Below are 19,137 nucleotides of genomic sequence, written 5' to 3' on the forward strand. Positions count from 1 at the left end.
GCAGGGAGTGAGCGTAAAGCTCATTCCCTGTTGGCGTTGGTGATGTGTCGAGGTCATCATGAATAGTCTCAATGCGCTGAGCGCCATCCCCAACGCGCTGCCTCAGCAAAAAGCACCGCAGTTAAGCGTGGTGGCCAATCTTCGCAATTTAGATATTCCAACTGCCGAGCCGGCGGGTGCGTTGGAGCGAGAAAACCCGACCAGTCCCAACGCCTCTGAATTACAGGGATTGACCGAGCTATTGCAGCAACATCAACAACACCTGGCCTTCTCGATTGATGAAGGCAGTGGCACCACGGTCATGCGCGTTATTGATACCGACTCGGGCGACATCATTCGCCAAATGCCAACTGAAAGTTGGCTCAAGTTAGCGCAAGAATTAGCGGATTCAACATCGGGCCTGATAAGTGATCGGGCCTAGTGTGAGGTTTAACGAACGAGGGTAGTGCTATGCCAGGGTTAACCACGAATGGCCTAGGCTCCGGCTTAGACGTGAATAGTTTGGTGACGCAATTGGTGCAGGCAGAACGTGCGCCAACGGCTAACCGAATTACGGCACGTGAAAGTAAAGTGCAGTCTCGACTCTCCGCATATGGTGGGTTGCGGGCCACGGTGGCCGAATTTCAAGACACCCTGAAAAAGTTGCAAAGTGAAGCCGTGTTTAAGGCAAGAACGGCACAAGTGAGTAACGAGAGTTTAGTGAAGGCCAGTGCTAGCCCACAGGCAACGCCGGGCACTTACAACCTGTCTGTTGAAAGCCTAGCGAGCACACAAAAACTCGCTTCGGGTGCCTTTCTCAGTGGCTCAAGTGCTGTCGGCACAGGGCGATTAGATATTAGTGCCGGGACGAGTAACTTCAGCGTCACTATCACGGCGGGTAATGACTCATTAAGCAGTATTCGCGATGCCATTAATACCGCATCGGGAAATCCAGGCATTCGCGCCACGATTGTGACAGCAAGTACGGGCAGTCATTTGGTGTTAACTGCAGCAGGCAGTGGCAGCGCACAAGGCATCACTCTAAACGCCGTGACCACGCCACCCGGCGATACCGGCGACCTGAGCTTACTCAACTACAACCCCAGTGCTGGCAGTAACCCCATGACGGTGAAGTCGCCCGCTGCGGATGCCCGAATTTTGCTCGATGGCTTTAGTATTACCTCGCCAACAAATACGTTTAGCCAGGCGGTTGAAGGGGTTACGTTGGTCGTCGCGAAAGCATCCCCCGGTGAGAATGTCACGATCAATGTGAATGCCGACAAAACCACAACGCGCACGGCGATTGACCAATTTGTTGCGGGCTATAACAAGTTGCAGACCCAGATTAATAGCCTGACGGCATATAACCCAACGACCCAGGTGGCCGGTCAGTTACAGGGCGATGCCGTCACTCAGCGTCTCGCCAGTACCTTAAAAAATGAAATTAATAACGCCTTAGCTGGCGCAGCCTTAGACCTCGATAGTCTCGCCGAGTTAGGTATTAGTAGTCAGGCCAAAAACGGGCTGCTCACGGTGAATGCCACACGAATGGATGCCGTGTTAACAACTCGTATGAGTGATGTCACCGCGCTATTTAGTGGCACGAATGGTTTGGCGGCGCGGTTCGCACAAACGATGGATGGCTACTCGAGTAGTACCGGTGTGATTGAAAGTCGTAGCAGCAGTTTACGCGGTGAAGCTAAGTCACTGGCGGCACAAAAGCAGGCTTTGGAGTTACGTATGACGGCAGTGGAATCACGTTACCGTAAACAATTCACGGAATTAGATTCGCTGTTATCCGGCTTTGCCAGTACCAGCTCATTTTTAACGCAACAACTCGCAAAATTATCGTCATGAGCGTCAAGTTTTCTTTGCCAGCGCCGATAAAGCTAACAGGTACAACGGGCTGGCAAGGGGAATAATCATGAAGTCTGCAAATGCATTTGGCGCTAAGGCTTATGCCGATATCAATCGACATGCCAACGTGGAAGCGGCCAGCCCACATCGATTAATTCAAATGCTGTTTGACGGCGCGTTGGACCGTATCGCGAAAGCGCAGGGTCATATTGAGCGTCGCGACATTGCGGCCAAAGGCCACGACATTGGGCGTGCCATTGGGATTGTAGAGGGGCTACGCATGAGCCTGGATCGCTCCGTTCAGCATCCACTGACGCAACAGCTAGACCAACTCTATGACTATATTTGCCGATGCCTATTGCGCGCCAATTTAGAAAGTGACTCGTCATTGTTAGCGGAGTCCGCGGGCTTACTGCGAGAAATCAAATCGGCCTGGGATGCCATTCCCGAAGGGTATCGTCATGGGGTGCCTGTAGCGGCCATGACAGGTGATGACAGCCGCATTGCCATGGGAGCACGATAATGAAACCGGCCGATATCATTCATTTTCCACGCCCAGCTTCAGAACAACGCCTGACCTGGAATGCCCTGTTAGCCATGACCCATGATTTGCTCGAGAGCGCGAAGCGAGGTGATTGGACTGCTGCCCTCAGCATTCAGCAGCAGCGTCGCCCCTTGTTAGAACATTATTTCCAGTCACACCCCGAGCTCATCGATAAAAAATCATTGGCCGATGGCATTCGTGTCATGCTCAATCTGGATGCCGAAGTCGCCGTGCTTGCTGCCGATCAGCAAGCCATTATTCGTCAAGAGGCGAGTAACAACTATATGGCGGGTGCGGTGGCGCAAGTGTATTTACGTCATCAAGGTTTGTAATTTTGAGGCCCAGCCTACTCAGGAGTCGCTCCATGGATGTCATTGAAACAAACCCTGTGACGCCGGTAGCCACCGATCTGGCCGACACCATTTGCCTAGAAGGTGTTCTGCCTGTGGCTTGGGCTGCCATGCCCGCAGGCTTTACCGACCACGAGTTCAGTGCCATGCATGAGGGCAACCTGATGTTGCTGAATGCCATTGCGGTGATTGATCAGCCCCAGGCTCATGACGGCGATGAGAGTGGCCTGCTGCATCAGGACATGTTTCGTATTGAAGCCAAACTGGATCTCTTAACCAGCTTAGTCACCCGCCTGTTGGATAAATATGCCTTAGTGCCGCCACTGGCTTCGGTCAGGCTGACCGCGCGCCAATTTCTCTGGCATGGTCAGGTGCTGCCTGCCGAGCCGGGCACCTCCGGCATCATTGAGATTTATGTGCATCCGCTTGTGGCGGCACCTTTGCGCTTACCGGCACGGGTCGAGTCTGCGGGAGTGGCGCTACTGTCAGAATTACCACTATCGATGAAAAATGCCTTGGAGAAATTTCTCTTCCGTCAACATAGACGCCAGGTTGCCGAGCACCGCTCATCACGTTAATTACGCATACAAGCGTTAACGCCGATGGGCGCAACACAACGAAACATATACACCCCTGAATCCCACAAGTAGTTGCCAATTCCTCACTGAACTCTGCCGTCAAATAATCGACATTCGATGCATAGACGCAGAGACGGGCAGAAGCTCGCAGGGTGAATGTGATGGGATTGGGTGCAGTTGATACACGTCAGAGTCCATTACCGACAGTGCTTTCGCCACTGGGTAATTCACCGGCCATTTCACAAGTTCGTCGTCTCATTAGCCAGGTGGCCAATCACAATACGGTCGTCCTGATTCAGGGTGAATCGGGCAGCGGCAAGGAAGTCGTTGCGCGTTCCTTGCACCAAAATTCCGAGCGCGCCAAATGCGCCTTTGTGCCGGTAAATTGCGGCGCTATTCCCGCTGACTTACTCGAAAGTGAATTGTTCGGCCATGAAAAAGGCGCTTTCACCGGTGCGGTGGCTACGCGTAAAGGTCGTTTCGAAATGGCCGAAGGCGGCACGCTATTTCTGGACGAAATTGGCGACATGAGCCTGCCCATGCAGGTGAAGATTTTGCGTGTATTGCAAGAGCGTTGCTTTGAGCGGGTCGGCAGCAATCAAACCATTCGCTGCAATGTGCGCATTATTGCGGCAACGCACCGTGACCTAGATGCCATGGTCGATGCCGGCACCTTCCGCCAAGACCTGTTCTTTCGACTTAATGTGTTTCCTATTTACGTCCCCGCACTGCGTCAACGCATAGAAGACTTGCCGTTGTTATTGCAGCACTTCCGCCGCAAGCAAGAAGCCAATGGCGACCTGTCTGCGGACTTCAGCCAAGGCGCTTTGCAAGCGCTCATGCATTACGGCTGGCCGGGCAATATTCGTGAGTTGGAAAACTTGGTCGAACGCTTAGGCATTACGCACGGTGGTCAACTGGTGCGCGTCAAAGATTTGCCAACACGCTATGTGGGCCAAGTCTGTGACGATGAGGAAGAAGCAAAAGCTCTGCTGCTGGATAAACCGCTGTTGTCTGCCATTAGCACGCAAATGTCGGTGCCACGCAACGACGCACCCACGGTGTTGTCGCAAGAAGGTATGGACCTTAAGCAATACCTGCAAGACCTTGAAGTGAATTACATCAACGAAGCCTTACGTCAGGTCGATGGCGTGGTGTCGCAAGCGGCCCGATTGCTAGGGCTGCAGCGCACCACGCTCGTGGAAAAAATGAAGAAATTTGGCCTCCAGGTGATCTGGTAAGTCAGGAGTACAACCATGTCGAGCATATCGGGTGTCGATCAGGTTTTAGGTCAAATCCGCGCCATGCGTAGTTTGACTCAGCCCAATCAAACGTCAGCGAGTGGCGTGGGTGGTATCTCACCGTTAGCCCCGTCTAATCCGGTGCGAGGGGTAGAGCCCAGTAACGATTTTAGTTCTGTACTCAGAACCTCGGTGGATGCCGTGAATGCCACTCAACAAAGAGCACAGCAAGCCACCAGTGCCTGGGAGCGGGGCGACAGTGAAGCCAGCTTGACGCAAGTCATGGTGTCTCTGCAGAAAGCCGACGTGTCTTTTAAAGCCATGATGGAAGTACGCAACAAAATGGTGGATGCCTACCAAGAAGTCATGCGCATGTCGATTTGATGGCGTTGTTTATTAGCGTAATGAGGTTAGTACCATGGCAGAAGCCACGCTCTCACAGATCACCAGCCGTTTAATGCCAGCCGTTATGCCGGCCTGGTTAAAGCAAATCATTTTGCTTGCCGGTGTGGCGGGCAGCGTGGCAATCGGCTTGTCCATGGTCATGTGGTCGCAACAGCCGCCCTACAGTGTGCTCTACAGCAGCTTGCCGGCCGAGCGGGCCAGCGCCGTCATGGATACCCTGACGACCCTGAATATTCCTTATCAATTAGAAAAAAACACCGGTGCTTTAATGGTGCCCGAAGCCGAGCTGCACAACGCGCGCTTGAAATTGGCCGGCAGTGGCATTGTGCAATCGGAAGATGGCACCGGCTTGGAAATGATTCGTGCTGAAAAGGGCTTTGGTGTTAGCGAGTTTATGGAGACGCGTAAGTATCAGCATGCGTTAGAAGTTGAGCTGAGCCGCACCATTGAAAGTATTCAGCAAGTGCATAAAGCCCGGGTGCATTTGGCGCTTCCTAAACAAAGCGTCTTTATTCGTGATCGCAAGCCAGCCAGTGCGTCGGTGATGGTCGATATTCGTCCGGGCAGCACGCTGGATCAGCAAAACGTGCGTGCCATTATGAATTTGGTTGCCGCCAGTATTCCTGAGTTGAGTTCAGAGCAGGTCACCGTGGTGGATCAGCAGGGCAATTTGCTTTCGCGTGTCGAGCGCGATGATGCCCTGGAGCTGAGTAATCGCCAGTTTGCCTATCGGCAACAAGTGGAGAAAGCCTACGAGGAACGCATTGAGCGTCTGCTCTCGGCCATGGTGCCATCGGGTTTAGTCCGTGTGCAGGTGTCTGCCGATATGGACTTCTCATCGCTACAAGAAAGTCGCGAGTCGTTCACGCCCGATCGCAGCGTGGTTCGCAGTGAGCAAATTACCTTGAACGGTAGCGATAAAGCGCTGCCACCTGCGAGTGGTGTGCCCGGTGCGCTGAGTAATCAACCGCCATCTGCTGTCACGCCGCCACCGGCCAAAGCAGGAGAGGCTGCGGCTACGGCCACCACAGGTAGTCAGGCCGTGACACGAAATTATGAAGTTGAGCGTGTCCTGAACTACACCAACACGCCCGCAGGAGCGGTGCGTAAGCTCTCTGTGGCGGTAGTGGTTGATAGCTCGTCACTGCGAGATAGTCAGGGCAAAATCGTGCGTGCGGGCCCATCGCAAGCCGAGATGGATCGTATGACCAGCGTGGTACAAGGCGCGATTGGCTACACCGTGGATCGTGGCGATCAAGTCACGGTGGTCGGCTCCAACTTCTCGGCACCAGAGCCACTAGGTGAGAGCGAGTCCGCTACGCCCATCTGGCAGGAGTCGTGGTTTGCCAGTTTGGTGAAACAGTCCTTGGTAGGTCTGGCGGTACTGCTCTTAGCGTGGGGTGTGTTACGCCCGTTGCTGAAGCAGGCCTTAGCGCCCTCGTCAGCACTGCCTGCGTTAGCTCCTGGCGACTCACAGTCGGCATCGCGTCAGTTCTCGAACAGTCCCGATAGTTATTCACCCAATGCCATGCAATTCAGCCATAGCGGCATGAATGGGTTGCCCGCGCCGGCACCGCTGACCTTAAGCAACGCCGAGCTTGACCAGCGCATGAACGCGGTGCGCTTGGCAGCCTCCGAAGACCCTCGACTGGTCGCACAAGTCGTTAAAACCTGGGTGACTCCTCATGACGCCTGAAACTGCCGTGACCGCTCAAGCACCCGGTAGCCATGAGGCCGCCATGCTCCTGCTGATGTTGGGCGAGGAGCGGGCAGCGGATGTGTTGAAGCATGTGGACTCCGAAGCCGTGGAGAAAATCGGCATGGCCATGGCAGGGATTCGTGAGGTCAACAACGACCAAGCCTTGGCGGTGATTACCCAATTTGGACATGCCTTGCAGGCGCAAACGCCGCTCGGTGTGGGCGTGCCGGACTATGTGCGCCAGGTCTTGGTCAGCACCCTCGGCGAGCAGCAGGGCCGAACGCTGGCCGATCGTGTCTTGGGCGATAGCCAGCCGGTGGAGATCGACTCCTTACGGTGGCTAGATTTCGACACGGTGGTGCACATGCTGCGCGACGAACACCCCCAGATCATTGCCATCACCTTGGCGCATATGGCGAAAGATCAAGCCGCCATGATTCTGGATCGACTCGCCCCTGAATTGCAGGGAGATATTGTGCTGCGCATCGCTACGCTGGAAAAAATCCCGCAAGCGGCACTGGTCGAACTGCAAAATATTCTGCGCAACAAACTGTCACTGTCGGGTTCGTTCAAATCGAAACTGATTGATGGCGCGAAAGCCGTGGCCGACATCATGAACTGTGTTGGATCGGAGACGGAGGCGCGAGTGATTGCGGCCCTTAACGAAGCCGACAGCAGCCTGACCACCAAGATTCAAGACCTCATGTTTGTCTTCGATAACCTCATTGGCCTTGATGACAAAGGCATGCAGGTGCTGCTGCGTGAAGTCTCTAGCGACCTGTTGGCGATGGCCCTGAAGGGTGCCATTGAACCCATGCGAGAAAAGATTTTCCGCAACATGTCTAAGCGTGCGGGCGAAATGCTTAGGGAAGATATGGAAACGCGCGGCCCGGTCAAAATGAGTGATGTGGAAAGCGCGCAGAAGGAAATGGTTGCGATTGCTCGACGCATGGCAGAAGCCGGTCAAATTACCTTAGCGAGTGGCCGCGATGACTATGTCGAATAATGCAATGTCGAATAGTGCTACGTCGAATAAGGCGACCCCCATGAATAACACCGCGAAAGCCTGGGCGCGTTGGCAAATGCCGCCTATGCACACAGAGCCGCTGTGTATGCCCGAAAGCCAGGAGGCTTCAGCGTATTTAACTGACGAAGCGTCGTCGGACGCTAGAGACGAAGCCCGACGGGCTGGCTGGGAGCAAGGGCTGAGCGAAGGTCGTATGGCGGCGCGAGGCGAATTGCGTCTGCAAGCTGAGCGTCTGCAGCAGCTGATTGAACAAATGGCAGCGCCTTTGTCGCAATGTAATGACGAAGTGAAAGAAGAGTTGGTGCTGTTGGCCATGGTTATTGCTAAGCAGGTATTGCATCGCGAGCTGACGTTGCAGCCGGCCGACATTCACGAAATGGTCTCTCAAGCCATTAAAGCCTTACCTGCGGGTACGCGGCATGTGCGTATCCATTTACACCCCGAAGACGCGCACTTGCTCTCGTCCAACCTCGAAATGAACGAAGGCTCGACCTGGAAAATGATCGAAGATGCCAGCATTGCCCGCGGCGGCTGCATGGTCGATAGCGGTGCTTCGCGTATAGATGCCCGTGTCGAAACGCGCTTGCAAGACATGCTGACACGCATTCAAGGGCATAACAGCCCTAGGGCAGATGTCGCATGAGCCTGCACGCTGCGGTCAGTCGCAGCGCGCCCGATTGGGCGGCGCACTTGCATGCCTGCCGCGATCGTTTGAGTGAAGAGACCCCCGTTCAAGTTGAAGGTCGCTTGCGCCGAATCGTTGGTATGTTGCTGGAGGCGGAGGGCTGTAGTGCCGCGATTGGCTCACGCTGTTTGGTTGAAACACGGCAGGGCGGCTGGCTGGAAACAGAAGTCGTGGGCTTTAGCGGTGATCGCTTGCAGCTCATGCCCACCGGTGAACTGGGTGGCATCGAACCCAATGCCCGCGTGCTCCCGATCAATCGCGTGGTGGATGTACCGGTTGGGCCTAGCCTGCTGGGGCGTGTCATTGATGCCTCTTCGCAGCCGCTAGACGGCAAAGGCCCTCTGAACACCACACATTATCAGCCGCTACTCGCCACGCCCATTAACCCCTTGCAACGACAACCCATACGCGAGCCGCTGGATGTGGGTCTAAGCGCCCTCAATGGCTTGCTCTGTGTTGGGCGAGGGCAGCGCTTGGGTTTATTTGCGGGCAGCGGCGTGGGTAAAAGCGTGCTGTTAGGCATGATGACTCGGTTTACCCGAGCTGACATTGTGGTGGTGGCGCTGATTGGCGAGCGCGGCCGTGAGGTGAAAGAGTTTGTAGATCATATTTTGGGTGCCGAGGGCATGGCGCGCGCGGTGGTTGTGGCCACGCCAGCCGACCATTCGCCCCTCATGCGCCTTCGAGCGGCGTGGGTAGCCACAGCCATAGCCGAGTATTTTCGTGATCAGGGCAAGCAAGTGCTTCTGCTCATGGATTCGTTAACGCGCTTTGCTCAGGCCCAGCGTGAAATCTCCCTAGCAGTGGGCGAGCCGCCTGCCACTAAGGGCTATCCGCCCAGTGTTTTTGCTCGCTTGCCGGCCTTAGTGGAGCGTGCCGGTAATGGCCCGGCGGGAGGCGGATCAATCACCGCCTTCTACACCGTGCTTGCCGAGGGCGATGACCAACAAGACCCCATTGTGGATTCCGCACGCGCCATTCTCGATGGCCACATCGTGTTGTCGCGCGCCTTGGCCGAATCTGGTCACTTTCCCGCTATTGATATTGAGCAATCGGTGAGTCGGGCCATGAACGACATCACCCAACGCGATCACAAGCTGTTGATCCGCCGCTTTCGTCAAACCTGGGCGTTGTATCAACAAAATCGCGACCTCATTTCCATTGGTGCTTACCAGCGGGGCAGCGACCCGCGAGTGGATGAAGCCGTGCGCTTACTGCCACTCATGACCCGGTTTTTGCAACAAGACACCGATGACGCGGTATCCGTCGAGCGCGCTAAAGAGGCGCTGAGTGCACTTTTTGGCGATGAAGGGGGAGCAGCATGATGAAACGATCACAACGCATGCGGCCTGTGCTGGCCGTGGCACAACGTGCCGAAGATGTGATGCTGAAAGCCTATGCCCGCAGTCAGCAGCAGCTAGCGGATGCCGAGCATAAGCTGAACCAGCTCGTGGACTATCAATTGGAATACGCCCGTGGCCTGCACGTGGTGTCATCTCAGCTAGTCGATTTAGCGCAACTGCAAGCGCGTCGCCATTTCATGAACAAGCTCATGGCGGCGATTGCGTCTCAGCAAGCGGAAGTCGCTCGCTTTCAACAACTCGTCGTATCGGCACGCTTAGCCTGGCTGAAAACCCGTGGGCATAGTCAAAGCATGAGCAAGCTCACGGCTCGCTACGAGTCAGAAGAGTTTGTTCTGCGCGAGCAGCAGGCTCAGCGACAAGCAGATGAATTATCGGGTCAGCGTTTCACTTGGCGGCAACAAGCTGAGCAAGATGACTGGCAGCAAGGAGCAGCATCATGATGCCTAGCCTAAGCACACAAACAGAAACCCTAGTTAATCCGTTGGCCGCCAGCCCTTCAGGCTCAGCCGAGGCAACGCCTGCCGGCTCAGTCTTTGCTGAACTGTTCCAGGCCTTACAGCCCGGCTCGGCCCCCGCAGCAGATGCCACGGCGTTGCTGCCACAGACTGCAATGTCAGAGGCTTCACTGTCAGAGGCTTCGCTGCTCAAAGCGCCCGAACTAACCACGGCGGCCATCACGCCCGAGCTTTCCGAGGATCTGGCTCACGCCTCCGTGCTCACGGCGTTGGCCAGTGCTATTCACGGCTTGAATCAAGGTCTGCCTCGCCACGAGGCAGCCCTTACCGATGGGGTCGCGAGCGAGGAGTTGCCAGAGGAAGCATTGCCCACGCCGACGCTTGAAGCGGCAACGCCAAGCCTAGTCACATTGCCATTTGCTATGAGCCTGCTGCGTGTCGAAACACCGGCTTCCATTACCCGCTCAAGTGCAGCCCCCGCAGGAAAAGGGGCTTTGCCTCCTGTTGAGCAAGCTCTGGCGGCGACTGCAGTGCCCACTAGCTCCGTTGCCAACGCAGGCACCGCATCCACGGCAGTTAATTCGCCGCCGTTAGCATGGACCAATGGCCTGCCGGCTAGTTTTTTAAACACCCCAGTTAAGCAAGAAATGACCCCTCCTATGGGGCGTGAGGTATTGCTGGCCTTAAGTGGCGATTCGGCCTTTACGAGTGGCAGTCCTGAGTTGCCCAAGGTCGCGCTAACATCGGTCGGCCTCGCCACGGGTTTAACCTTAGCGAACCCCCAAACGACTAGCCCTTTACCCAGCCTGGTAACGCTAACGCCGAATGCCTTGCTCGACCCCAGTTGGTCCGATGCCTTTGGCCAGCGCATAGCGCTGCTGGCTCAGCAAGGCACGCAAACCGCCACGCTGCAGATGAATCCCTCCGACCTAGGGCCTATTCAAGTGCGCATTTCACTGAACGAGCAAAGCGCAAAAGTGGAATTCAATACCTTGCAACAAACCACCAGCGACTTAATCACGGCCGCTATGCCACGCCTTGCCGCTGCCATGGAGCAGCAAGGCATGCGTTTGGATGACTCGCGTGTCAGCCTGATGAGCCAACGCCCAGACAGCTTTGCATCCCAGTCGGGATTCTCGCCGCGACAAGACTCATCTGGCCAGCAGGGCGGTGGCTCGTCACCTCAGCCCAATGCCTTAGAGCACCGACAAGCGCTTGAATTGCGTCAGGAGCGCGCGGCCCAAGCACGAGAAGCCACCCACAGCAGGGCGAATACTGGCGTAGATTATTACGCCTGAGCTTGTCATTTAGCGCCGGGCGAAGGACTATCTGCTCATCTTTTTAGGTGAGTTCGCTATGAATGTTTTGATTGTCCATGCCCATCCTGAAGCACAGTCTTTTACCTCTGCCATGAAATCGGCCGCAGTGGCCGATTTCACCGCTGCCGGTCACACCGTCGTGGTGTCTGACCTATATGCCATGAATTGGAACCCGGTGGCCAGCGCCGCAGACTTCGGCTCGCGTGGCAATGCCGAATACTTAAATTACGCGCTAGAGCAACGCACCAATGCCGACGCGCAAACCTTAGCGCCCGACATTGAGGCCGAGCTGAAAAAGCTCGAAGCCGCTGACCTGGTGATTTTCAGCTTCCCGCTGTATTGGTTCTCCGTGCCGGCCATCCTAAAAGGGTGGTTCGACCGTGTGCTGGTCTCTGGCCGAGTGTATGGCGGTCGTCGTTTCTATGACCAAGGTGGCCTGAAAGGTAAGCACGCCATGCTCGCGCTGACCTGCGGCGGTCGTGACTACATGCTGGCCGAAGGCGGTATTCACGGTGATATCGACAAGATTTTAATGCCCGTATTGCAAGGCACGCTGGCCTATACCGGCATGACCGTGCTGCCCACGTTTGTGGGCTATCACGTGCCGTATTTAAGTCAGGAAGCGCGTGGTGACATTCTGCAAAGCTTCCGTGAGCACGTGGCCAATTGGCAGCAGCTCAAGCCCATGAGCATGCCCGTGCTGGCCGCGTTTGACCGAGAAATGAAGCGCCTACCCAGCGCTTTGGAGTTCTAAAATGGATGCCTTCATGCACAGCCTCGCGCTGCCATTGGAGCAGTGGATCGGTGGCCCCGTGGATTGGAAGCAGATCATTCTCATTGGTCTGTCGCCCATCTTCCTTGCGACGTTCGTCATTGAGTGGCTGTACATGCGACGAGCAGGGCGCACCGAGCAGTTCAACGGCAAAGATATTCTCACCAACCTCAACCTCGGTGGCAGCTATCAGGTCTTTGAAATTGTGGTGCATGCACTGTTCTTCATGACCGCCATGCACTGGTTCTATGACCACCGCGTAGCCAATGTTGAACTGAATGCCTGGACCATCCTGCCCTTATTTTTGCTCGTGGAGTTCTGCTACTACTGGTTCCACCGCACCAGTCACCGGGTGCGCTGGTTCTGGTGTGCCCACGTGGTGCATCACAGTGGCGAGCACATGAATTTCACCACGGCCATGCGCCAAAGCATGCTCTACCCACTCACGGGTTACTGGCTGTTCTTCACGCCACTCATGCTTATTGGCATCAAGCCCGAATACACCATGGCGCTCTACGCCATGAATTTGGGCTACCAGTTCTTCGCGCACACGGAGTCCATCCGTAAGTTGCCGGCGTGGTACGAGTACGTGTTCGTCACGCCATCGCACCATCGTGTGCACCATGGCCGCAACCCGCAATACATCGACAAAAACTATGGCGGCGTGCTCATCCTCTTTGATCGTCTGTTTGGCACCTTTGCCGAAGAAAAAGAGACTGTGGAATACGGCATTGTGCGTCAGGTTAAAAGTCACAACATCCTCACGCTAAACCTCCACGAATTCCGGGATATGGTGAAGGACATGGCCAAGCCCGGCCCCGTTTGGCAGCGCTTGAAGCACCTGTGGGCGCCGCCGGAGTGGGAGCGGTAAGGGGAGACAGAAAGTGTATTGACAGTGTACTTACGGATAAGTATTTTATGACAATGGATGTTGAGTTCACGCTGAACGGTATTGGCTTTGTAGCAAACAAAGCCAAGAAGGCGGGTAACCCAAAAAAACATCAAGGTGTGACCTTCGAGCAAGCTGCAGAGGCTTTCTTCGATCCTTTTTTAAAAGTCGTTGATGCCAGTCGCAACGAGGAAACTCGTGATGCCGTCATCGGTTTGGACCGAACCTCAAGGCTGCTATTCGTTGTTCACTTAGTTCAAGAAGATGACCGAATCCGTGTGTTGTCTGCACGAAAAGCGACTCGAGAAGAATGGAGGCTATATGAAAATTGCTGAACTAAAGCATCGCCTGCACCGTGATCGGCCAATGGTATCGGTCACCCTTCGCATGCCCGACGATGTGCTCGTTGACTTGAAGCGAATAGCGCCACTGCTAGGATTTTCAGGTTATCAGCCTTTAATGCGGACTTACATCGGCCAAGGTCTGCGTACCGACCTCGAACGACTGGACAATACACCCATCGCGAAATTTGTTGAGGCCTTGCGCCAAAACGGAGTGCCTGATGAAACAATTCAACGGGCCATCAATGAAATTGCGGCTTAGGAATAGAGCATAAAGGGCAGAGCTGCTGCACCGTGCGAATCTCGTAGCCACCCATGAGGCCGGTTACGCCACTCATATTAGCCAGCAACGCCGCAAACGCCTGATTTTGTGTTGAGGCCGACACCTCGCGATCAGTCGCCAACGGTAATCCCCCCATTTTTAACTGGCGCCAGAAGTTGAACCTAGGCCAACATGGCCAACTTCTGTTTCGGGGGGATTACCACAGGATTTGCCCTCGGTTACTGTGTTCGCGGTTTAACAACTCAAAGTAGGTCTCTGCCATGAATGACTCACTCCAACTGCTTGGCCCTGTCATTGCTTTAGTCGCTTGGTCTCAGGTGATGTGGTTATGGATGTATGCCACGCGTATTCCGGCCATGATCGCGGCCAAGATGAAGCCGGACCCGAATGCGCCTCGTGGCGAGCAAATGGCTCAGCTGCCGGCATCCGTGCGCTGGAAGGCGGACAACTACAATCACCTCATGGAACAGCCCACGGTGTTTTACGCCATCGTGATCACGCTGGTGTTATTAGGCCCGTCGGGCGATACCGCGTGGGTGCTGGCGTGGAGCTATGTGGCGTTGCGGGTGGCGCATAGTCTGACGCAAGCGCTGGTGAACAAAATTGAGCTGCGCTTTTTGCTCTTTGTGTTGTCGAATATTCCCTTGATCGGGCTGACCTATGAGGCCGTAATCACCTTTCTGCGCTAGAATCCGGCCTCCCATATTTTTGCCACGATCATTTTTGACACGATAGAAGAGGCCGCCATGTCCCAGCCCGTCGATCACGCTGCCCAGCGTTTGGTTCAGGAGCATCTGGCTCATTTGCATGAGGTCGTCGATACCCATACGCCGGCAGAGAAGCTGGCGCTGCGGGAGCGCATTAAAGCGTTGTTGAAGGCGCAAGATGCGGTTTTAGTCGCGCATTACTACACCGACCCCGAGTTGCAGTCGCTCGCTGAAGAAACGGGCGGCTGTGTGTCGGACTCGCTGGAAATGGCGCGCTTTGGCAATGCCCATCCGGCGAAAACCCTGGTGGTGGCGGGCGTGAAGTTTATGGGGGAAACCGCCAAAATTCTGAATCCGGAAAAGCGCGTGCTCATGCCGACCTTAGAGGCGACCTGCTCGCTGGATTTAGGTTGCCCCGTCGATACCTTTACCGCGTTTTGCGATGCGCACTCTGACCACACCGTGGTGGTTTATGCCAATACCTCTGCGGCGGTGAAGGCGAGGGCGGATTGGGTGGTGACGTCGAGCATTGCAGTGGACGTGGTGGATCATCTATCCAGTCTGGGTGAGAAAATTATTTGGGCTCCCGATAAGTATTTGGGCGCTTACGTGCAAAAGGTCACGGGCGCCGACATGTTGCTTTGGGATGGCTCCTGTATCGTGCACGAAGAGTTTAAGTCCAAGGGCATTCTCGACCTGAAAAAGCAATTTCCAGATGCTGCTGTGTTGGTTCACCCGGAGTCTCCCGCTTCGGTGGTGGACGTAGCAGACGCAGTGGGCTCGACGTCGCAGCTCATTGCGGCAGCGAAAAACCTTCCGAACCAACAGTTTATTGTGGCTACCGATCGCGGCATTTTCTACAAAATGCAGCAAGCGGCTCCCGGCAAAACCTTTATGGAAGCGCCCACCGCGGGTAATGGTGCAACCTGCCGTTCCTGCGCACATTGCCCGTGGATGGCCATGAACGCGCTCGACAATTTGGCGCAGGTACTAGAGAGCGGCGGTCAGGAAGTGTTTGTTGATGAAGCCTTGCGCGTAAAGGCGATGCAGCCACTTCAGCGCATGCTCGATTTTGCTAAGACCTTAAAGCGCTAAGCCCAGTGGCTTAGCGTTTGAATTCCGCGTCTAAAATTTGCATGTCATTCAAACGCTGATTGAGCTGGGCGGTCAGCGAGTAGTTGTTTGCGGCCAGTCGTAAGGCGTTTTTCAATTGATCTTCGGCGAGCTTTTGCCGATTCGTTAAGAAGAAGATCTCAGCTCGCGCACGAAATACGGCTAGGGCATCTTTTTGTTTGGCGGCGCAGTCAGCCAGCAGACGCCATACCAGCGTGTCGTTGCTGTAGTCGCGTGCGGCTTTATCCAGTAATGGCCTGACCAACTCGGGTTTATTCAGAATCAGGGCTGCTCGCGTCATTGCCTCCAGAACGCTGCGTTGACCGGGATAAATACTCCACGCGGTTTGGCTCAAACTCAGCACACGGGGGTAATCCCGCTGAGCAAAGGCAATATCCATTTCAGTGAGTCGATACAGCAGGCGATTGGGCTCGGCGGTGAGCAAGGGCTGAAGGGTTGCCTGAGCCTCCGCTAGCCGCATTTGCCGCAGATAGGCCAGGCTCAGGCCGTAGCGCGTGGCTTCAGGCGCGTTGCCATCACTCAGCGCGCTTTCAAAGGCGCGGATATTTTCACCGAGCTGATCGCTGTAGGCCATTTGCAGGCGCATTTGCAGTAGTCGAAAGTTCGCGTCGGGTTGTCGCGGTTGGCGACGAATCTCGCTGACACGACGCTCTAAGTCAGACAGTCGGCTGCTGCTTAAGGGGTGAGTCAGCAAAAATTCCGGCACATAGCCGAGTTGCCGTGTATTGCGATCGAGCTTGGCAAAAAAAGAAGACATCGCACGCGGGTCATAACCACTGTCGGCCAAGGTTTGCAGGCCAATGCGGTCGGCCTCCTGCTCATAGTTACGGCTGTAGCGAAGTTGGTTTTGTGCGGCTAAGGACTGAGCCGTTGCGCCCACGGCTAAGCCGATATTGCCGGCCTGAGAGCCGCCGGCAGAGGCCGCAGCGATGCTGGCTAACAGCCCGCCTAGCGCGAGCCATTGGTTGTACTTATTCGCCTCTTGCGAGCGGGCAAAATGACGCTGGCTGAGATGGCCCAGCTCATGCGCCAGCACGCCCGATAGTTCATCTTCGGATTCCGAGGTGAGCATCAGTCCGGTATTGACCCCAATAACCCCACCCGGCACGGCAAACGCATTGACCTGGCGATCATCTACAACGATCAAGGAAAACGTAGGATCGACCAAGGGGCTATGCGCCGCGAGCTTGTACAGCTGGCTTTCTAAATACTCGCGGAGCGCGGTGTCGGTGTAGAGCGGAGTGCTGGCACGCAATTGCCGTAAGAAGGCTTGGCCTAAGCGCTTTTCGGTAGCGGCATCGGCAATGAGATCGGCAGGCTGGCCGAGTTCGGGTAAGGTGGCTACATAGGCGTCTGAAGGCGTTTTGGCGGGGCCACTGGCCTGTGCTGGCAGCATGAGGCTGAGGCTGATGGCAGCGACCAGCCAACGCGCGCCCAAGGCCCGATGCGCTGTCGCATGATAAAATCCATCCACCATTATATTCAGAGTGTGTTTGCCTTGACTGAGCCCTTGGATTTTCGTCACTTACGCTGCCCCATGCCCTTACTACGCCTGAAGCAAGCTCTGCATGCGCTGCCAACGCATACCGAGGTGATTGTGTTGACTGCGGATGCCGGGGCGCTCCGAGATATCCCTGCTTTTTTGCGTCAAGCAGGGCATGAGCTGAAGTCGCAAACCACCGACTCCGCCGGCATCACACAGTTCTGTCTGGTGAAACGCGTTTAGCCTAAGCCTTGCACGGCTTGCAAGACCTCGGCGGCATGGCCATCGGCTTTCACCTTGCGCCACGCCTGCCGCAACTGACCTTGACCATCCACTAAAAACGTACTGCGCTCAATGCCCTGCACTTGTTTGCCGTACATATTTTTGGTTTTGATGACATCGAAGATACGGCAAAGCGCTTCATCGCTATCGCTGAGGAGCTGAAACGGAAAGCACTCATTCGCGCGAAACTTTTCATGCAGTTTCAGGGTGTCGCGGGACACGCCGAAAATCTCGCAGTTCAGCGCTTGGAATTGTGCGTAGAGTTCCCGAAATTGCTGACCCTCTAGCGTGCAGCCAGGTGTGGCATCTTTCGGATAGAAGTACAGCACATAGGTTTTACCCGCCAAAGATTCCGAGCTGACCTCAGCCAATTCGCCCGTGCTGGCAACGGAAAAAGCAGGAATGGTCTGACCGATTTCAAGTGTCATATGCAGTGGCTCAGGCCTTAAAGGGCTCAATGATGGCGTCTAAATTACGGTCATCACAGAAAATCATGAAGCTCTCGCGCAAGCTGGCGATGTGCACGCTGGCTGGGATATTCACGGTCATGGACAGCGCAAACATTTGCGAGCCCGTGTGAGGGGCGGCGTAGGTATTGGTTTCCATGGCTTCAATATTGATGCCTTGGCTGGCAAAGAAATTGGCAATTTCATGCACGATGCCGGGGTTGTCCAACGCAATAACGTGCACGTTGTAGGGAATGGCTTGCTTCTGCGGCGCGCGCGACTCTGTTCGCTTGGAGATGACCTCTAAGTTGAGTCGACGCCCCAGCGCTGGCAGCTGCACTTCTAATTTTGCAATGGCGTCCCAGGTGCCTGAAACCATCATGATGATGGCGAACTCCTGGCCCATCACAATCATGCGCGAGTCGGCGATATTGCAACGGCAATCGCTGGCAACACGAGCCAATTCATCAATGATGCCGGTTTTGTCGGCGCCGAGTGCAGAGATAACAAGAAAGTGTTCGGAATCGGGTTTCATAACAGCCACTCGTTAACGGTTGCCCAGAGTCTAGTCGTCACCTTGCTTGCTCGCCAGAGGGCAAGACGACGAACAGTGGAATTAAAACGGATTCGCTTGATAGCGCGTTGGGTCAGTCACACCGGCATCATCAAAACCTTTGCGACGCAGGCGACACGAGTCGCAGCGGCCACAGGCATGGCCTTCAATATCCGCCTGATAGCACGAAACGGTTAAGGCATAGTCCACCCCTAGAGCCATGCCTAAGCGAATAATTTCGGCCTTGGTGAGGTGCATGAGCGGCGTTTCTAAGGTCAGCGGTTGGCCTTCCACGGCGGCTTTCGTGGCTAAGTTAGCCATGTGTTCAAACGCAGCGATAAATTCGGGGCGGCAGTCGGGGTAGCCGGAGTAATCCACCGCGTTCACACCAATAAAAATATGTCGGGCTTGCGTGACTTCGGCCAGACCCAAAGCAAACGAGAGGAACACCGTATTGCGCGCGGGCACATAGGTCACCGGAATGCCGGTGGTTTCACTTTCCGGCACGGCGATGCGGTTGTCGGTGAGGGCTGAGCCGCCCATTTGACCGATCTCTAAGCGCATGGTGCGATGATCATTAACGCCCATGGCCTTGGCTAAACGCACCGAGGCAGCGAGTTCAGCATTATGGCGTTGACCGTAATCAAAGCTGAGCGCCGTGATGCTATAGCCCTGAGATTTGGCTAAGGCAAGGCAAGTGGCGGAGTCGAGCCCGCCCGATAACAAAACAATCGCATGCGGCAT

Annotated in this window: 25 protein-coding genes; 20 read left to right on the forward strand and 5 right to left on the reverse strand. The window is 55.3% G+C overall.

The annotated features are described in order from the left end of the window. The first annotated feature begins 58 nt into the window (after positions 1 to 58). The 17 genes from A8710_RS06890 (at position 59) to A8710_RS06970 (ending at position 13,767) form a co-directional block, all read left to right on the forward strand. A complete protein-coding gene (locus tag A8710_RS06890) occupies positions 59 to 421 on the forward strand; it encodes a flagellar protein FlaG (protein WP_068859039.1) in 363 nt (120 codons plus the stop codon). A gap of 29 nt (positions 422 to 450) precedes the next feature. After that, positions 451 to 1,836: a flagellar filament capping protein FliD gene (fliD, locus tag A8710_RS06895; RefSeq protein ID WP_068859042.1), complete on the forward strand. Its 1,386-nt coding sequence runs from the start codon at positions 451 to 453 to the stop codon at positions 1,834 to 1,836. 67 nt (positions 1,837 to 1,903) lie between these two features. After that, positions 1,904 to 2,359 carry a flagellar export chaperone FliS gene (fliS, locus tag A8710_RS06900; protein WP_068859045.1) on the forward strand — a complete coding sequence of 152 codons (456 nt, stop codon included), beginning with the start codon at positions 1,904 to 1,906 and terminating at the stop codon, positions 2,357 to 2,359. Further along, positions 2,359 to 2,712, forward strand: coding sequence for a hypothetical protein (locus A8710_RS06905; protein WP_068859048.1), 354 nt, complete (start codon positions 2,359 to 2,361; stop codon positions 2,710 to 2,712). Before fliS ends, A8710_RS06905 begins: the two co-directional genes overlap by 1 nt. Positions 2,713 to 2,744: 32 nt before the next feature. Continuing rightward, on the forward strand, positions 2,745 to 3,308 hold the full coding sequence (locus A8710_RS06910; RefSeq protein ID WP_068859051.1) for a PilZ domain-containing protein: 564 nt from the start codon (positions 2,745 to 2,747) through the stop codon (positions 3,306 to 3,308). A gap of 161 nt (positions 3,309 to 3,469) precedes the next feature. Further along, the gene (locus tag A8710_RS06915) at positions 3,470 to 4,549 is read left to right on the forward strand and encodes a sigma-54 interaction domain-containing protein (RefSeq protein WP_068859053.1); all 1,080 of its coding nucleotides are present in this window, start codon (positions 3,470 to 3,472) and stop codon (positions 4,547 to 4,549) included. Between the two features lie 15 nt (positions 4,550 to 4,564). After that, entirely contained in the window at positions 4,565 to 4,933 is a 369-nt protein-coding gene (gene fliE / locus A8710_RS06920; protein WP_068859056.1) for a flagellar hook-basal body complex protein FliE, read from the forward strand. 34 nt (positions 4,934 to 4,967) lie between these two features. Further along, positions 4,968 to 6,650, forward strand: a complete 1,683-nt coding sequence (gene fliF, locus A8710_RS06925) for a flagellar basal-body MS-ring/collar protein FliF (RefSeq protein ID WP_068859058.1) — start codon at positions 4,968 to 4,970, stop codon at positions 6,648 to 6,650. Further along, positions 6,640 to 7,659, forward strand: a complete 1,020-nt coding sequence (gene fliG, locus A8710_RS06930; RefSeq protein WP_068859060.1) for a flagellar motor switch protein FliG — start codon at positions 6,640 to 6,642, stop codon at positions 7,657 to 7,659. Before fliF ends, fliG begins: the two co-directional genes overlap by 11 nt. Positions 7,660 to 7,699: 40 nt before the next feature. Then, positions 7,700 to 8,323, forward strand: coding sequence for a FliH/SctL family protein (locus A8710_RS06935; RefSeq protein WP_068859063.1), 624 nt, complete (start codon positions 7,700 to 7,702; stop codon positions 8,321 to 8,323). After that, a complete protein-coding gene (fliI, locus tag A8710_RS06940) occupies positions 8,320 to 9,690 on the forward strand; it encodes a flagellar protein export ATPase FliI (protein ID WP_068859065.1) in 1,371 nt (456 codons plus the stop codon). Before A8710_RS06935 ends, fliI begins: the two co-directional genes overlap by 4 nt. Then, positions 9,687 to 10,169 carry a flagellar export protein FliJ gene (fliJ, locus tag A8710_RS06945; RefSeq protein ID WP_082968710.1) on the forward strand — a complete coding sequence of 161 codons (483 nt, stop codon included), beginning with the start codon at positions 9,687 to 9,689 and terminating at the stop codon, positions 10,167 to 10,169. Before fliI ends, fliJ begins: the two co-directional genes overlap by 4 nt. Beyond that, entirely contained in the window at positions 10,166 to 11,482 is a 1,317-nt protein-coding gene (locus A8710_RS06950; protein ID WP_068859071.1) for a flagellar hook-length control protein FliK, read from the forward strand. Before fliJ ends, A8710_RS06950 begins: the two co-directional genes overlap by 4 nt. A 58-nt stretch (positions 11,483 to 11,540) precedes the next feature. Beyond that, complete coding sequence (locus A8710_RS06955; protein WP_068859073.1) at positions 11,541 to 12,257, forward strand: NAD(P)H-dependent oxidoreductase; 717 nt, start codon at positions 11,541 to 11,543, stop codon at positions 12,255 to 12,257. Position 12,258: 1 nt separating this feature from the next. Further along, complete coding sequence (locus tag A8710_RS06960; protein WP_068859076.1) at positions 12,259 to 13,146, forward strand: sterol desaturase family protein; 888 nt, start codon at positions 12,259 to 12,261, stop codon at positions 13,144 to 13,146. Between the two features lie 47 nt (positions 13,147 to 13,193). Beyond that, on the forward strand, positions 13,194 to 13,499 hold the full coding sequence (locus tag A8710_RS06965; RefSeq protein ID WP_198341635.1) for a BrnT family toxin: 306 nt from the start codon (positions 13,194 to 13,196) through the stop codon (positions 13,497 to 13,499). After that, positions 13,486 to 13,767, forward strand: a complete 282-nt coding sequence (locus A8710_RS06970; RefSeq protein WP_068859079.1) for a hypothetical protein — start codon at positions 13,486 to 13,488, stop codon at positions 13,765 to 13,767. The genes A8710_RS06965 and A8710_RS06970 overlap by 14 nt, the downstream gene beginning before the upstream one ends. On the opposite strand, the gene A8710_RS12230 is transcribed toward A8710_RS06970, so the two are convergent. Further along, positions 13,748 to 13,924 (reverse strand): hypothetical protein, encoded by a 177-nt coding sequence (locus tag A8710_RS12230; protein ID WP_157686334.1) that lies wholly within the window; start codon positions 13,922 to 13,924, stop codon positions 13,748 to 13,750. The genes A8710_RS06970 and A8710_RS12230 overlap by 20 nt on opposite strands. A 124-nt stretch (positions 13,925 to 14,048) precedes the next feature. Here A8710_RS12230 and A8710_RS06975 point away from each other — a divergent pair, with 124 nt between their 5' ends. Beyond that, positions 14,049 to 14,477 carry an MAPEG family protein gene (locus tag A8710_RS06975; RefSeq protein WP_068859081.1) on the forward strand — a complete coding sequence of 143 codons (429 nt, stop codon included), beginning with the start codon at positions 14,049 to 14,051 and terminating at the stop codon, positions 14,475 to 14,477. A gap of 57 nt (positions 14,478 to 14,534) precedes the next feature. Beyond that, on the forward strand, positions 14,535 to 15,590 hold the full coding sequence (gene nadA / locus A8710_RS06980) for a quinolinate synthase NadA (protein ID WP_068859084.1): 1,056 nt from the start codon (positions 14,535 to 14,537) through the stop codon (positions 15,588 to 15,590). A gap of 10 nt (positions 15,591 to 15,600) precedes the next feature. Here nadA and A8710_RS06985 read toward each other — a convergent pair whose 3' ends face one another. Continuing rightward, on the reverse strand, positions 15,601 to 17,103 hold the full coding sequence (locus A8710_RS06985; RefSeq protein ID WP_157686336.1) for a M48 family metalloprotease: 1,503 nt from the start codon (positions 17,101 to 17,103) through the stop codon (positions 15,601 to 15,603). A gap of 24 nt (positions 17,104 to 17,127) precedes the next feature. On the opposite strand from A8710_RS06985, the gene A8710_RS06990 reads away from it, so the two are divergent. Further along, positions 17,128 to 17,355, forward strand: a complete 228-nt coding sequence (locus A8710_RS06990; protein ID WP_198341636.1) for a sulfurtransferase TusA family protein — start codon at positions 17,128 to 17,130, stop codon at positions 17,353 to 17,355. Here the strand turns inward: A8710_RS06990 and A8710_RS06995 are convergent. The 3 genes from A8710_RS06995 to queC all read right to left on the reverse strand — a co-directional run bounded on the left by A8710_RS06995 (position 17,352) and on the right by queC (position 19,137). Further along, positions 17,352 to 17,822: a peroxiredoxin gene (locus A8710_RS06995; protein ID WP_068859090.1), complete on the reverse strand. Its 471-nt coding sequence runs from the start codon at positions 17,820 to 17,822 to the stop codon at positions 17,352 to 17,354. The genes A8710_RS06990 and A8710_RS06995 overlap by 4 nt on opposite strands. A 10-nt stretch (positions 17,823 to 17,832) precedes the next feature. Next, positions 17,833 to 18,375, reverse strand: coding sequence for a glycine cleavage system protein R (locus A8710_RS07000; protein WP_068859093.1), 543 nt, complete (start codon positions 18,373 to 18,375; stop codon positions 17,833 to 17,835). An 81-nt stretch (positions 18,376 to 18,456) separates the two neighbouring features. Continuing rightward, on the reverse strand, positions 18,457 to 19,137 hold the full coding sequence (gene queC / locus A8710_RS07005) for a 7-cyano-7-deazaguanine synthase QueC (protein WP_068859095.1): 681 nt from the start codon (positions 19,135 to 19,137) through the stop codon (positions 18,457 to 18,459).

Origin of the sequence: Perlucidibaca aquatica, assembly GCF_001676655.1 — a bacterium.
GTDB classification, from domain to species: Bacteria; Pseudomonadota; Gammaproteobacteria; order Pseudomonadales; family Moraxellaceae; genus Perlucidibaca; species Perlucidibaca aquatica.